Raw genomic sequence first — 13,488 nt, forward strand, 5'->3', positions numbered from 1 at the left:
ATGTCCACGTCCTCCCGCTCCTCGCGTACCGGTCCCGCGCCGGCCCCGGGCGACCGTCCGGCCTTCCGTGGCTGGCGGTCGGTGGTGGTGCTGGTCGCGTTCGTGGTGGCGCTCGGCGGCGGCGTGTTCGCGGCGGTCCGGCACCCGACGGCCGGTGCCGAGGTGCTGGTCAGCGACGGGTTGGCCACCGCGCCGATGGTCCCGCCCGCCACCGCGCCCGCCGGCGCGTCCCCGTCGCCGCCGTCCGTAGCGGATGCGCCGTCGGTCGTGCCGCCGGTCGCGCCGGTGCTGGCGCTGTCCGGGCCGGTGCCGTCGGCCGGTCGCGGCACCTTCGGGTACGACGACCGTCCCGCCCCGGTGCTGGGCCGGGCCGGCGAGCTGCGCCGGTTCCGGGTGGCGGTGGAGAACGGCTCGGGGGAGGACGTGGCGGCGTTCGGTGACGCGGTGCAGGCGGCCCTCGCTGGCCCGGGGAGCTGGGTGGACAGTGGCCGGTTGCGGTTGCAGCGGGTGCCCGGCAGCGCCCGGTACGACTTCACGGTCTTCCTGGCCACCGCCGGCACGGCGGGGCGGATGTGCCTGGCCGGGGGGACCGACATCCGGGTGGGTGGTCGGCCGTACACCTCGTGTCGGACACCCGGCAAGGTGATCATCAATCTGGATCGCTGGCGGCTCTCGGTGCCGCACCTGGTCAGTGCCGGTCTGCCGTTGGAGCGCTACCGGCTCTATGTGATCAACCATGAGGTCGGCCACCAGTTGGGGCACCATCACGAGCGCTGCCCGGGGCCGGGTCGGCCGGCTCCGGTGATGCAGCAGCAGACGCTCTTCCTGAACGGCTGCGTCGCCAACCCGTGGCCGTACGTGGAGGGGCGGCGGTACACCGGGCCACCGGTCTGATCGTCCTTCTCGTGGCGATGTCGAGTATTTCGCGGCAACAGCGGCAATCGGGAGTAAATGCCCGAATCGGATGGCACGCTGGTGGCATGACGTCGTCGTCCCCTTACGACCCGCCTGCCGAGTCCCGCCGCCCACCGGACCGTCCCGGCCGGGAGCCGGTGCCGCTGGACTTCGACCGTCCGCCGGCCCCCGTCGGCCCCGTTCCGGTCCGCCCCGCGCTCCGTCGGATGCGCCGCCGTCGCCGCCGTACGCTGCTGCTCGTCCTGGTGCTGCTGGCGGCGGGTGGCGCGACGGCCACGGTGACCGGCCTGCCGGACCGCGTCGCCGACGACGTCGCGGCGGCCTCCGGCGACCCCCGGCCGGCGTTCGTGGTGGAGGCCGATCCGACCGGGGCGGGAGCCGGCACCCGCAGCGAGCCGAGGGGAGCCGGCACCCGCAGCGAGCCGAGCGGCTATCCGACGGCGGCCTCGGGCCGGTTCGCCGCCGCCGACGGGGGGTCCCCGGTCCGGGGCGTGGACGGGCCGCTGCGCCGCTACCGGGTCGCCGTCGAGGAGGGCTCCGGGCAGGACGTGGACGCCTTCGCCGCCACCGTGGACGAGGTGCTCGGCGACCCGCGCAGCTGGATCGCCTCCGGTGAGCTGCGGCTCCAGCGGGTGGCCGAGGAGGCCGCCGCCGACTTCACCATCTATCTGGCCACCCCGGCCACCTCGGAGCGGATGTGCGCCGAGGGTGGGCTGACCACCGAGCGGTACACCTCGTGCCGGCTGCCCGGCCGGGTCGTGCTCAACCTGGCCCGGTGGATGGAGGCGGTGCCGGACTACGGGGCGCCGGTGGAGACCTACCGCAGCTATGTGATCAACCACGAGGTCGGGCACGAGCTGGGCGAGGAGCACCAGGCCTGTCCGGGGCCCGGCGAGCCCGCCCCGGTGATGCAGCAGCAGACGTACGGGCTGGACGGCTGCGTCGCCAACGCCTGGCCGTACGTCGACGGGAGGCGGTACTCCGGCGAGCCGGTGGCGGGGATCTGAGTTATTCCCGCTCCCGCAGTTCGGACGACGTGTCCCTCATCATGGCCGATCCCTACCCGGGCGAGCGACAATTGCGCGGTTCACCACCGCCGACCCCGGGGAGTCCACCGTGTCGCTGCCCCCGCTCGTCGAACCCGCCGCCGAGCTGACCGTTGACGAGATCCGCCGCTACTCGCGCCACCTGATCATCCCGGACGTCGGGGTCGAGGGGCAGAAGCGGCTGAAGAACGCCCGGGTGCTCTGCGTCGGCGCCGGCGGCCTCGGCTCGCCGGCCCTGATGTACCTCGCCGCCGCCGGCGTGGGCACGCTCGGCATCATCGACTTCGACACCGTCGACGAGTCCAACCTCCAGCGTCAGATCATCCACGGCGTCTCCGACATCGGCCGCTCCAAGGCCGAGTCCGCCGCCGCCTCGATCCGCGAGATCAACCCGCTGGTCACGGTGGAGATCCACAACACCGCGCTGGACCGGGAGAACGTCCGGGAGATCTTCTCCGGGTACGACCTGATCGTCGACGGCACCGACAACTTCGCCACCCGCTACATGGTGAACGACGCGGCGGTGCTGCTCGGCAAGCCGTACGTCTGGGGTTCGATCTACCGCTTCGACGGCCAGGCGTCGGTGTTCTGGGCCGAGCACGGCCCCTGCTACCGCTGCCTCTACCCGGAGCCCCCGCCGCCCGGCATGGTGCCGTCCTGCGCCGAGGGCGGCGTCCTCGGCGTGCTCTGCGCGTCGATCGGCTCGATCCAGGTCAACGAGGCGATCAAGCTGCTCGCCGGCATCGGTGAGCCGCTGGTCGGCCGGCTGATGGTCTACGACGCCCTGGAGATGGAATACCGCAAGATCAAGGTCCGCAAGGACCCGAACTGCGTGCTTTGCGGCGAGAACCCGACGGTCACCGACCTGCTGGAGGACTACGAGGACTTCTGCGGCGCGGTCTCCGAGGAGGCCCAGGAGGCGGTGGTCGACGCGACCATCACCGCGCTGGAGCTCAAGGAGTGGCAGGACGCCGGCAAGGACATCTTCCTGGTGGACGTCCGCGAGCCCGCGGAATACGAGATCGTCCGGATCCCCGGCTCGACCCTGATCCCCAAGGGCGAGATCATCTCCGGTGAGGCGCTGGCGAAGCTCCCGCAGGACAAGCAGATCGTGCTGCACTGCAAGTCCGGGGTCCGCTCGGCCGAGGCGCTCGCCGCGCTGAAGGCAGCCGGCTTCCGGGACGCCGTGCACGTCCAGGGCGGGGTGCTCTCCTGGATCAAGCAGATCGACCCGTCGCTGCCCGCGTACTGACCCGTGCGGGCGAAGGGGCGGGGTGGCCACGGCCGCCCCGCCCCTTCGCGTATCGACGCACCGGGACGCACCGCCCCCGCCGACCGGAGCGACGCAGCCAGTCCCGCCTCGGCCGAATCAACGAGGCGCAACCACGTCTGCGCCGGTAGCGTTGCCGCCGTGGTCGACTTGGACGCCGCGACCGGCTTCGTCGTGGCTCACGGGGACGCGGTGGACCGTGCCCGGCTCTCCCGGCTGCGCAACGGCGCCCCGGTCCCCGACGAGCTGCTCGACGTCGCCGAGGCCGGGCAGACGCCCGACGGTGGCTGGCCGGCCGTCCTCGGCGGCGAGGTGGCGTCGGTCGACGCGACCTGCTTCCGGCTGGCCGAACTGGACGACCTGGGTGCGCTCGGCCGTCCGGCGGCCCGGCACGCGCTGGACTGGCTGGCCGCCCGGCAGCTCGCCGACGGCGGCTGGGACGAGGACCCGTCGCTGGCCGGGTTCGCCCCCGAGTGGGCCCGCCCCGGGGACCCGGAGGCCCGGCTCTTCCTCACCGCCAACGCCGGCTTCTGGCTGACCGTGGCCGGTCTGGACGCCCGCGCCGCCGGCCCGCTCGACCACCGCGTCGGCGGGGCGTACGCCGGGGTGGTGCAGGCGGCGGCGCAGGCGCTCGCCGCGCAGCTCGCCCCGGACGGGAGCTGGCCGTCGTTCCTGCCGGCCGGCTGGTTGAGCGCGGCGGTGCTGCACCGTCAGCAGCTCTACTACGAGTCGGCGCGGATCCAGGCGGTGCTGGCCGAGCGGATCCCGACGATGTCCCCGGCCGACGTGGCCTGGCTGGCCGCGACGCTGCGCCGGGTCGAGGTGGGCGAGGAGCAGTGGCTGCTGGTGTCGGCGCGCAACCGGCTCGCCGAGACGCAGCGCAGCGACGGCGGCTGGGACAGCGACGACGGCCACCAGTTCGACGTGCACACCACCCTGCGGGCGATCCGCGCCTGCCGGTCGGTGATCCCGGCGCCCCGGCCGGTCAGCCCGGCCCCGACCGGGCAGCACCCGGTCGTCCCGCCGCCCCGCGGGCGGCCGGCCGCCGATCCGGGCCGCACCGGCCCGGAGGAGCCGACGGCCGGCTGAGCCTCAGCGCAGGTGGCCGTCCCCGGTGACGACGTACTTGGTGCTGGTCAGCTCGGGCAGCCCCATCGGGCCGCGGGCGTGCAGCTTCTGGGTGGAGATGCCGATCTCCGCGCCGAACCCGAACTCGCCGCCGTCGGTGAACCGGGTGGAGGCGTTCACCATCACGGCCGCCGCGTCGACCCGGGCCACGAACTCGCGGGCCGACCGCTGCGAGTCGGTGATGATCGCCTCGGTGTGTCCGGTGCCGTACCGCCGGATGTGCGCGACCGCCGCGTCGAGCGAGTCGACCACGGCGACGGAGATGTCGGCGGAGAGGTATTCGGTGCCGAAGTCCTCCTCGGTGGCCGGGACGACCGCGTCGGACCAGCCGGCCACCCGCTCGTCGCCGTGCACGGTCACCCCGGCCTCGGCGAAGGCGGCCAGCATCGGGGGCAGGAACGCGTCCGCCACGTCCGCGTGCACCAGCAGCGACTCGGCGGTGTTGCAGGTGCTCAACCGCTGGGTCTTGGCGTTCAGGGTGACCGCGACGGCCTTGCCGACGTCGGCGTCGGCGTCCACGTAGACGTGGCAGTTGCCCACCCCGGTCTCGATCACCGGCACCGTCGACTCCTCGACCACGGTCCGGATCAGCGACGCGCCGCCGCGCGGGATCAGCACGTCGACCAGGCCCCGGGCCCGCATCAGCTCCTTGACCGAGTCGCGGGAACTCGCGTCGAGCAACTGCACCGCGTCGGCCGGCAGCCCGGCCCCGGCGACCGCGTCGCGGAGCACCGCGACCAGCGCGGCGTTGGAGTGCGCGGCCGAGGAGGAACCGCGCAGCAGCGCCGCGTTGCCGGACTTGAGGCAGATCCCGGCGGCGTCCACGGTGACGTTCGGGCGGGCCTCGTAGATGATGCCGACCACCCCGAACGGCACCCGGACCTGCCGCAGCTCCAGGCCGTTGGGCAGGGTCGATCCGCGGACCACCTCGCCGACCGGGTCGGGCAGCGCGGCCATCTGGCGCAGCGCGTCGGCGATGCCGGCGACCCGGGCCGCGTCGAGCCCCAGCCGGTCCAGCACGGCGTCGGTCAGCCCGGCCGCCCGCCCGGCCGCCAGGTCCGTCGCGTTGGCGGCCAGGATCTCCGGGGTACGCGCCACCAGCGCGTCGGCCATCGCGACCAGCGCGGCGTCCTTGGTCGTACGGGTGGCGACGGCGAGCGCCTCCGCCGCGTCCCGGCCCCGCCGGGCCTGCTCGACGACACTCATCTGCCTACTCCTTCAATGCGGGGGTTCACAGCAGCACCAGGTCGTCACGGTGGACGACTTCGCGTTCGTACGCCGGGCCGAGGGCGGCGGCGAGTTCGCCGGTGGAACGGCCGAGCAGGCCGGGCAGTTCCACCGCGTCGTAGTTGACCAGGCCCCGGGCCACCGGGGAACCGTCGGCGTCGACCAGGTCGACCGGGTCGCCGGCGGTGAACGCGCCGTCCACGGCGGTGATCCCGGCGGGCAGCAGCGACTTGCGTCGGCCCACCACGGCCTGCACCGCGCCCGGGTCGAGGTGCAGCCGGCCGCGCGGGGTGGTGGCGTGCGCGAGCCAGAAGAGCCGGGCGGCGGGGCGCTGCCGTTCCGGGTGGAAGAGCGTGCCGACCGACTCGCCGGCCAGCGCCCGGGCGGCCAGCGGGGCCGCGGTGAGCACCACCGGGATGCCGAAGCCGGTGGCGATCCGGGCCGCCTCGACCTTGGTGACCATGCCGCCGGTGCCGACCCCGGCGCGACCCGCGCCGCCGATGTCGATGCCGGCCAGGTCCCGCTCGCAGTGCACCTCGCCGATCCGGCTGGTCTCCGGCCGGGACGGGTCGCCGGTGTAGAGGGCGTCCACATCCGACAGGAGCACCAGCAGGTCGGCGTGGACCAGGGCGGCCACCAGCGCGGCGAGCCGGTCGTTGTCGCCGAACCGGATCTCCTCGGTGGCCACCGTGTCGTTCTCGTTGACGATCGGCACGGCCCGCAGGTCGAGCAGCTTGCGCAGGGTCCGGTAGGCGTTGCGGTAGTGCACCCGGCGGGTCACGTCGTCGACGGTGAGCAGCACCTGCCCGACGGTCAGCCGGTGCCGGGCGAAGCTGGCCGCGTACCGGCCGATCAGCAGGCCCTGCCCGACGCTGGCGGCGGCCTGCTGGGTGGCCAGGTCGCGGGGGCGGCGGGGCAGCCCGAGCGGGGCGAGGCCGGCGGCGATCGCGCCGGAGGAGACCAGCACCACCTCCCGGCCGTCGGCGGCCAGCGCGCCGAGGGTGTCGACCAGCGCGTCGACCCGGGCGTCGTCGAGCCCGCCCGTCGCCGTGGTCAGCGAGGACGAACCGATCTTGACGACGACCCGCCGGGCCGAGGTGACAGCTTCGCGCACGCGACCATTCTGCGCGGTCCGTCCCACCACGGCCGCCGCCGTTCCCATACTCTGGCCGGTCGTGACACCAGAGGAGTACGTCGAGGCGGTGCTCGACCTGGTCGAGCGGATTCCGCCGGGCCGGGTGATGTCGTACGGGGCGGTGGCCGACGCGCTCGCCGAGCGCTCCGGGCGGGCGTCGGCCCGGCTGGTCGGCGCGATCATGGCCCGGCACGGGGGCGGGGTGCCCTGGCACCGGGTGGTGAACTCGGCCGGTCGGCTGCCGCCCGGGCACGAGGTGGAGGCGCGGTCCCGGCTGCGGGCCGAAGGGTGCCCGCTGCGCGGGTCCGGGGTGGACATCCGGGCGGCGGCCTGGTCGCCGGACGAGGGGATGTGACCGGGGCCATAACGTGAGTAACATTCGTCGCCATGGAAGCGACGGGGCCGACCGGGCGCCTGCCCCGCCGGGTGCACGCCGGCTATGCGCTGGGCTCACTGGTCACCGGGGCCTTCGGCACCGTGCCCGGGCTGCTGCTCCTGCCCTACCTGACCGACACGCTGGGCGTCGCCGCGGGCGTGGCCGCCCTGCTGGTGCTCCTGCCGAAGGCGTGGGACGTGCTGGTCAACCCGGTCGCCGGGCGGATCTCCGACCGGACGCGCTCGCGCTGGGGCGCCCGCCGGCCGTATCTGCTGGCGGGTGGGCTCGCGCTGGCCGTGCTCTTCGCCGGGATCTTCGCCGCGCCGTTCGGCACCGGGCCGGGCGCCGGGGCGTACGTGGCGCTGGCGTTCCTCGCCACCGCCACCGCGTTCGCCTTCTTCCAGGTGCCGTACGTGGCGATGCCGGCCGAGTTGACCGACGACCGGCTGGAACGTACCCGGCTGATGAGCTGGCGGATCGCGGTGCTGGCGCTGGCCATCCTGGTCTCCGGGGCGGTGGCCCCGGCGGTGGTGGCCGCCGGCGGCGAGGGCGTGGCCGGGCACCGCTGGATGGGGCTCTTCGTGGCCGCGCTGATCGTGCTCGGCGCGGTCGGCGCGTTCCTCGGCACCCGCGCCGCGCCGACCGGCACGGTGGGGGAGAGCGAGCCGAGCCTGCGCGCCCAGCTCGCGGTCGTCGCCGCGAACCGGCCGTTCCGGGCGCTGCTGGCCTGCTTCGTGGTGCAGTCCGCCGGGGTGGCGACCGTGCTGGCCGGGGTCAGCTACTTCGCCGGCCAGGTGCTGCGCGACCCGGAGACCGGGCCCACCCTGCTCTTCGTCTGCTTCGTCGGGCCGGCGCTGCTGGTCATGCCGCTCTGGACCCGGGTCGGCGCCCGGGTGGGCAAGCGCGCCGCCCTGGTCGCCGCGTCGCTGATCTTCGCGGCCGGCGCGACGGCCCTGGTCGCCGCGCCCGTGCTGCCGGCCGCCGGGGTCTACCTGCTGGTGGCGGTGATCGGCGTGGGCTACGCCGGCCAGCAGGTCTTCGCCCTGGCCATGCTGCCCGACTGCATCGCCGACGAGACCGCGCGCACCGGTCGCCGCCAGGCCGGCGTCTTCACCGGCGTGTGGACCGCCGGGGAGACCTTCGGCCTCGCCCTCGGCCCCGGCCTCTACGGCCTGGTCCTCCACCTCACCGGCTACGTCTCCTCCACCACCGGCACCCCCGCCCCCCAGTCCGCAACGGCCCGCCTCGGCGTCCTCCTCGGCTTCACCCTCCTCCCCGCCCTCCTGCTCGCCCTCCCCACCCTCCTCCTCCCCCCACCCCCACCCCCACCCCCACCCCCACCCCCGGCGCAGTTTCACGGAAAGAGTGGGCATGAGCCGAAGAATTCGCCCTGATTCCCGGAAAGTGCGGGCTGCCGACGAGGTGGTGCGCGGTCGAGACGAGAGAGGCGGGTCATGAGCGACGCGGAGCGGGCGGGCGGGCTGCCCGTCGAGGGGGTGCCCGCGGAGCGGGTGCTCGACGAGATCCGGGGACTGCGGGCGCTGGACCGGCCGACGCACGGGGGTCGGTTGTTCGCCTACGTGTACGACCCGGGGGTCGCCGGGCTGGACGAGTTGGCGCAGGCGGCGTACGCGGAGAGCGCGCACGTCAACGGGCTGGACCCGACGGCCTTCCCGTCCCTGCTGGCGATGGAGAACGCGCTCGTGGGGGCGGCGGCGGGGCTGCTCGGCGGTGGACCGGGCACCTCCGCGCCGGACGTGGTCGGCAGCGTCACCAGCGGCGGCACCGAGTCGCTGATCCTCGCCGTGAAGGCGGCGCGGGATGCCCGGCCGGAGCTGACCGAGCCCCGGCTCGTGGTGCCGGTGAGCGCTCATGCCGCCTTCGCCAAGGCGGCCCACTATCTGGGGGTGGCCCTCGACCCGGTGGCGGTCGACCCGGTCACCCTGCGTCCAGCGGTGCAGGACGTCGCCGCCGCGATCCGCCCGGAGACCGTGCTGGTGGCCTGCTCCGCCCCGGCGTACGCGCACGGCGTCGTCGACCCGGTCGCCCAGATCGCGGCGGTCGCCGCGGCGGCCGGGGTGCGCTGCCACGTGGACGCCTGCTTCGGCGGGTGGACCCTGCCCTGGCTGCGGCGACTCGGCGCACCGGTGCCGCCCTTCGACTTCGCCGTCGACGGGGTCACCTCGATCTCCGTCGACCTGCACAAGTACGCGTACGCGCCGAAGGGGGTGTCGGTGCTGCTGCACCGGAACGCCGCGCTGCGCGCCCCGCAGTTCTTCGCGTACGCCGACTGGCCCGGGTACACCATGGTCAACCCGGTGATCGCCTCCACCCGCTCCGGCGGCCCGATCGCCGCCGCGTACGCCACCCTGCGGCACCTCGGCGAGGACGGCTACCTGGAGCTGGCCCGGCGGACCCGGGACGCGGTGACCGGGCTGGCCGACGCGGTACGCGGGACGGACGGACTGCGGCTGATGGCCGAGCCGGAGTCCACCGTGGTCTGCTTCACCGCCGACGACCCGGGGCTGGACCTCTTCGTGCTCGTCGACGAGCTGACCGCCCGGGGCTGGCACACCCAGCCGCAACTGTCGTACGCCGGTCTGCCGGCCAGCGTGCACCTGACGGTCACCGCGGCGGTGGCCCCCCGGGTGGTGGAGTTCGCACCGGCGCTGGCCGAGGCGGTCGCGGCGACCCGGGCGGCCGGCCCGGTGGTGCTCCCGCCGGAGCTGCTGGCGCTCGCCGGCACGCTGACGCCGGAGGCGCTCACCCCGGAGCTGATCGCCGGGCTGGCCGCCGGCCTCGGTCTCGGCGCGGGAGCCGGTGACACCGACGGTCCCGCCGCGCCGGTGCCGGACCGGATGGCCGTGGTGAACACGCTGCTCGACGCCGCCCCGGTGCGACTGCGTGAGCGGCTGCTGACGGAGTTCGTCAGCCTGCTGCAACGACCCGCCTGGTGACCCCCGGCCGGGCAGCCCCCGGACCCCGGGGTGGTTCGGCACGTCACCTTTCGGCCCGTCCGAGTGCGGTGGACGGCGAAGGTTGCCTCCCAATTGTATGGATATTCATAAATTAATGGTGGTTCTCCGTGATCTTCCGACTGCGTAGCGTTCTTCCCATCGAAGGACCTACACGGGAGGACGCACCATGGACACTCGCAAGCTCGTGATCAGCGCAGCCCTCGGTCTCGCCGGTCTGGCCGTCGCCGCCGGCGCCGGTGCCACCGCCGCCACCGCGATCGGCCCCGGCCCGGGCGTGATCGACCGGATCGGCCCCGGCCCGGGTGTCGCGTCGGCCTGGATCGGCCCGACCGTGCTGAAGGCCGCGATCGGCCCCGGCCCGGGTGTCGCGTCGGCCTGGATCGGCCCGACGGTGCTGAAGGCCGCGATCGGCCCCGGTGTCGCGTCGGCCTGGATCGGCCCGACGGTGCTGAAGGCCGCGATCGGCTCCGGCCCGGCTGTCGTCTCCGCCTGGGTGGGTCCGACGGTGCTGAAGGCCGCGATCGGCCCCGGCCCGGGTGTCGCGTCGGCCTGGATCGGCCCGACCGTGCTCACGGCGGCCATCGGCCCCGGCCCCGGTGTGGCGCAGCGCTGACCAGGTTCATCACCCGGCCGGGGAGAGACGGACCGGGACCGGGCGGCCCGGCCGGCAGCGTGCCGGCGCGGGCCGCCCCTGGCGTCGCCCCGGTGGCCCGGGGACCGGTCGGCCCGCTGGCCGACCTGCTGACGGAACCGCCCGCCGGTCATCCGGCGGGCGGCTCCGTCAGCCCCCGTTGTTCCGCCCCGAGCCGCCGAGTCGCGACCGCCTGGCGAACAGACACGCCCGGCGCGGCCTCCCGGTTGCGGGGTGGAGTGACTTTTTTCGGGTCAGCCGCCGAAGGAGACCGACACGTTCACCGTGGTGGCCGTGTCCGGCACCGCCGTCCCCGTCTCGCTCCGACCGGCCTGGACGACCACCGTCAGCTCGTGGTCCGGCCCGGCGGCGACGGTGGTGAACGGCAGCTCGACCTCGGCCTGCCCGCCCGGCTCCAGGGGTTGGGCGATGCAGGTGATCCGCCCGTCGTCACGGAAGAAGTTCCAGCAGCCCTGCGCCTCCGTCTCCGCCACCTGATCGGTGCCGTTGTCGACGTAGCTGACCATCGGATGTTCGACGGTGCCGCCGCCGGTGTTCGCGATGGTGATGGTGGTGCTGCCGTGCCGGGTGCCGGTGCCGTCCGGCGCGCCGTAGTCGAGGGTCGAGCCGAGGATCTCGAACAGGCGCGGCGCGGGCGGGGCCGGTGGGGAGGTGGTCGGGGCGGGGCCGGTGCCGCCCGTGCCGGCGGGCGGCGTGAAGCTCGACGGGCCGTCGGTCTGCGCGAACCTGGTGCCGTTCCACCGGTAGCCGCGCCACTGCCGGTGTGTCTCGTCCGGCACGCTGGCGTCGGTGCGGACGACGTCGGTCACCTCCACCCGGACCAGTCCGTCGGGGTGGACGCTGAGCGAGAAGAGCGACTCCGGCTTCGTCGCGTCCGAGCGGAAGACCTGGCCGAGGACGACCACCCGGCCGGCGGCGTCCCGGTCGAAGGCCACCACCTGCTCGGGATAGGCGCCCTCGGTGACCAGGCACCGGATCAGGGCTACCGGCTCGGCGACCCCGTCGGAGTCGACGTCGCCGTAGCCGCCGACGAAGCCGGAGAGGATGGCGTCCCCGGGCCGACCCTTCGGGTCGATCAGCCGCGTCGGACCGGACGCGCACGGCGCGCCCGCCGGCCAGTCCGGCAGGTCGACGGTGGCGGCGAGCAGGTCCGCCCGGCTGATCCGGGCCTGTGCGCCGGTCGCGCTGACCGATGGTGCCGGCGTGGCGCTGGCCTCCGGTGTCCCGGTCGGCGTCGGCTCCGGCGGCAGGGTGCCGACCGGGGCGGGCGGAGCCACCGGGTGCCGGCCCACCGCCGCCCAGCCCGCCACCGGGACGGCGAGGGTGCAGACCGCCACGGCGGCTGCCGCCGTCGCCGAGCGGCGGCGCCGCCGACGGACGGTCTCCCGCACCAGGCCGGGACCGGCCGGGTGGACCGTCGGCAGCACCCTCGCGCGGTACGCCGCGAACTCGTCGCCCAGCAGGAGGTCCTCGCGCTCAGCCATGGTCGGTCACCTCGTTGGTCGTGCTCAGTCGGCTGGCCAGGGCCGTGCGGCCCCGGTGCAGCCAGGACTTCACCGTGCCCACCGCGACGTTCTCCTGCGCGGCGATCTCGGCGACGGAGAGGTCGGCCAGGTAGTGCAGCACCACCGCGCGTCGGTGCTGGGCGGGCAGCAGGGCCAGCGCCGTGTGCAGCGCCACCCGGTCCGGGCTGGGCCCGGGCACGTGCTCCTCCCGCTGCCGCCGCAGGAACGACTGCGCGGTCCGCAGCCGGCGCCACCGGCTGGTGGCGAGGTTCCAGGCGACCCGGCGCACCCAGGCCACCGGGTCGTCGTACCGGGAGACCTTCGACCAGCGGGCGAAGGCCCGGCAGAACGCCTCCTGGGTCAGGTCCTGCGCCATGGACAGGTCACCGCAGTAGGCGGCGAGCTGCACGGTCAGCGACCGGAAGTGCGCGTGGTACAGCTCGTCGAAGTCGACGCCGGTCTCCTCGACCTCTGCGGGATCGCGCCCGACCGCGGCCGGCGGGGGCTCGTCGAGCCTCGCGTCGATGGTCACCGTCACCTGTTTCCTCCCCGTGCCGACCGGCAACTCTTCCTCACACGCCTCGGCCGGGGGAACGGTTGCGCGGACCACCCCGGCAATCGGTGTGATTGACTTGGCGCTCCGGAGACAGGCGAGGGAGGCCCGAGGTGCAGGTGCCGGCGGTGCTGGGCGAGCCGATCCGGTTCGTGCTGAACTGGGGGCGCCGCTACTCGCTCTGGGTGTTCAACTTCGGGCTGGCCTGCTGCGCCATCGAGTTCATCGCGACGAGCATGGGGCGGCACGACTTCATCCGGCTCGGGGTCATCCCGTTCGCGCACGGTCCCCGGCAGGCCGACCTGATGGTGGTCTCCGGCACGGTGACCGACAAGATGGCCCCGGCGATCAAGCGGCTCTACGACCAGATGCCCGAGCCGAAGTACGTCATCTCCTTCGGCGCCTGCTCGAACTGCGGCGGCCCGTACTGGGACTCGTACTCGGTGACGAAGGGCGTGGACCAGCTCATCCCCGTCGACGTCTACGTGCCGGGCTGCCCGCCGCGCCCGGAGGCGCTGCTGCACGGCATCCTCCGCCTCCAGGAGAAGATCGCCGCCGAGCAGTCCGGCCTCGGCGGCGTCCACCGGCCCGACGCGCTCGCGCCGCCGGTCGACGCCGACCCGGCGGGGACCGCGCGCCGCCCGGTGGCGTCCCTCACCGCCCCACCGGTACGTCCCCCGGCCGGCTGACCCGCGCCGTGGCG

General features: G+C 74.7%; 12 protein-coding genes and 1 pseudogene. 9 read left to right on the forward strand and 4 right to left on the reverse strand.

Annotation, left to right across the window (positions count from 1 at the left end; genetic code table 11):
- The 4 genes and pseudogenes from ABUL08_RS27165 to ABUL08_RS27180 all read left to right on the forward strand — a co-directional run.
- Positions 1–894, forward strand: coding sequence for a DUF3152 domain-containing protein (locus tag ABUL08_RS27165; protein ID WP_350932879.1), 894 nt, complete (start codon positions 1–3; stop codon positions 892–894).
- Positions 895–980: 86 nt separating this feature from the next.
- Complete coding sequence (locus ABUL08_RS27170; RefSeq protein ID WP_350932880.1) at positions 981–1,922, forward strand: DUF3152 domain-containing protein; 942 nt, start codon at positions 981–983, stop codon at positions 1,920–1,922.
- Positions 1,923–1,992: 70 nt separating this feature from the next.
- Positions 1,993–3,213 carry an adenylyltransferase/sulfurtransferase MoeZ gene (gene moeZ, locus ABUL08_RS27175; protein ID WP_350938863.1) on the forward strand — a complete coding sequence of 407 codons (1,221 nt, stop codon included), beginning with the start codon at positions 1,993–1,995 and terminating at the stop codon, positions 3,211–3,213.
- 3 nt (positions 3,214–3,216) lie between these two features.
- Positions 3,217–4,191: pseudogene (locus ABUL08_RS27180) on the forward strand (hypothetical protein); the annotation flags it as partial.
- A gap of 132 nt (positions 4,192–4,323) precedes the next feature.
- Here the strand turns inward: ABUL08_RS27180 and ABUL08_RS27185 are convergent.
- Positions 4,324–5,565: a glutamate-5-semialdehyde dehydrogenase gene (locus ABUL08_RS27185; RefSeq protein WP_350932881.1), complete on the reverse strand. Its 1,242-nt coding sequence runs from the start codon at positions 5,563–5,565 to the stop codon at positions 4,324–4,326.
- Between the two features lie 25 nt (positions 5,566–5,590).
- Entirely contained in the window at positions 5,591–6,700 is a 1,110-nt protein-coding gene (proB, locus tag ABUL08_RS27190) for a glutamate 5-kinase (protein WP_350932882.1), read from the reverse strand.
- Positions 6,701–6,761: 61 nt separating this feature from the next.
- On the opposite strand from proB, the gene ABUL08_RS27195 reads away from it, so the two are divergent.
- From ABUL08_RS27195 to ABUL08_RS27210, 4 genes are all read left to right on the forward strand, one after another.
- Complete coding sequence (locus tag ABUL08_RS27195) at positions 6,762–7,076, forward strand: MGMT family protein (protein WP_350932883.1); 315 nt, start codon at positions 6,762–6,764, stop codon at positions 7,074–7,076.
- 32 nt (positions 7,077–7,108) lie between these two features.
- Positions 7,109–8,491, forward strand: coding sequence for an MFS transporter (locus ABUL08_RS27200; protein WP_350932884.1), 1,383 nt, complete (start codon positions 7,109–7,111; stop codon positions 8,489–8,491).
- Between the two features lie 60 nt (positions 8,492–8,551).
- The gene (locus ABUL08_RS27205; RefSeq protein ID WP_350932886.1) at positions 8,552–10,054 is read left to right on the forward strand and encodes a pyridoxal phosphate-dependent decarboxylase family protein; all 1,503 of its coding nucleotides are present in this window, start codon (positions 8,552–8,554) and stop codon (positions 10,052–10,054) included.
- 187 nt (positions 10,055–10,241) lie between these two features.
- Positions 10,242–10,688 carry a hypothetical protein gene (locus ABUL08_RS27210; RefSeq protein WP_350932887.1) on the forward strand — a complete coding sequence of 149 codons (447 nt, stop codon included), beginning with the start codon at positions 10,242–10,244 and terminating at the stop codon, positions 10,686–10,688.
- A gap of 272 nt (positions 10,689–10,960) precedes the next feature.
- Here ABUL08_RS27210 and ABUL08_RS27215 read toward each other — a convergent pair whose 3' ends face one another.
- Together ABUL08_RS27215 and ABUL08_RS27220 are read right to left on the reverse strand one after the other, a co-directional pair.
- Positions 10,961–12,211, reverse strand: a complete 1,251-nt coding sequence (locus ABUL08_RS27215) for a hypothetical protein (RefSeq protein WP_350932888.1) — start codon at positions 12,209–12,211, stop codon at positions 10,961–10,963.
- A complete protein-coding gene (locus ABUL08_RS27220) occupies positions 12,204–12,770 on the reverse strand; it encodes a SigE family RNA polymerase sigma factor (protein WP_377521826.1) in 567 nt (188 codons plus the stop codon). The genes ABUL08_RS27215 and ABUL08_RS27220 overlap by 8 nt, the downstream gene beginning before the upstream one ends.
- A gap of 128 nt (positions 12,771–12,898) precedes the next feature.
- Between ABUL08_RS27220 and ABUL08_RS27225 the strand changes: the two genes are divergently transcribed.
- Positions 12,899–13,474 (forward strand): NADH-quinone oxidoreductase subunit B, encoded by a 576-nt coding sequence (locus ABUL08_RS27225; RefSeq protein WP_350932889.1) that lies wholly within the window; start codon positions 12,899–12,901, stop codon positions 13,472–13,474.
- The last annotated feature ends 14 nt before the right edge of the window (positions 13,475–13,488 follow it).

The sequence above is a fragment of the Micromonospora sp. CCTCC AA 2012012 genome (assembly GCF_040499845.1).
Taxonomy (GTDB): Bacteria; Actinomycetota; Actinomycetes; order Mycobacteriales; family Micromonosporaceae; genus Micromonospora; species Micromonospora mangrovi.

Bases quoted from the DNA above. Each gene is read 5' to 3' on its own strand.
- ABUL08_RS27165 (WP_350932879.1), top strand. From the start codon at position 1: ATGTCCACGTCCTCCCGCTCCTCGCGTACCGGTCCCGCGCCGGCCCCG.
- ABUL08_RS27205 (WP_350932886.1), top strand. From the start codon at position 8,552: ATGAGCGACGCGGAGCGGGCGGGCGGGCTGCCCGTCGAGGGGGTGCCC.
- ABUL08_RS27210 (WP_350932887.1), top strand. From the start codon at position 10,242: ATGGACACTCGCAAGCTCGTGATCAGCGCAGCCCTCGGTCTCGCCGGT.
- ABUL08_RS27200 (WP_350932884.1), top strand. From the start codon at position 7,109: ATGGAAGCGACGGGGCCGACCGGGCGCCTGCCCCGCCGGGTGCACGCC.
- ABUL08_RS27170 (WP_350932880.1), top strand. From the start codon at position 981: ATGACGTCGTCGTCCCCTTACGACCCGCCTGCCGAGTCCCGCCGCCCA.
- ABUL08_RS27215 (WP_350932888.1), bottom strand. From the start codon at position 12,211: ATGGCTGAGCGCGAGGACCTCCTGCTGGGCGACGAGTTCGCGGCGTAC.
- ABUL08_RS27185 (WP_350932881.1), bottom strand. From the start codon at position 5,565: ATGAGTGTCGTCGAGCAGGCCCGGCGGGGCCGGGACGCGGCGGAGGCG.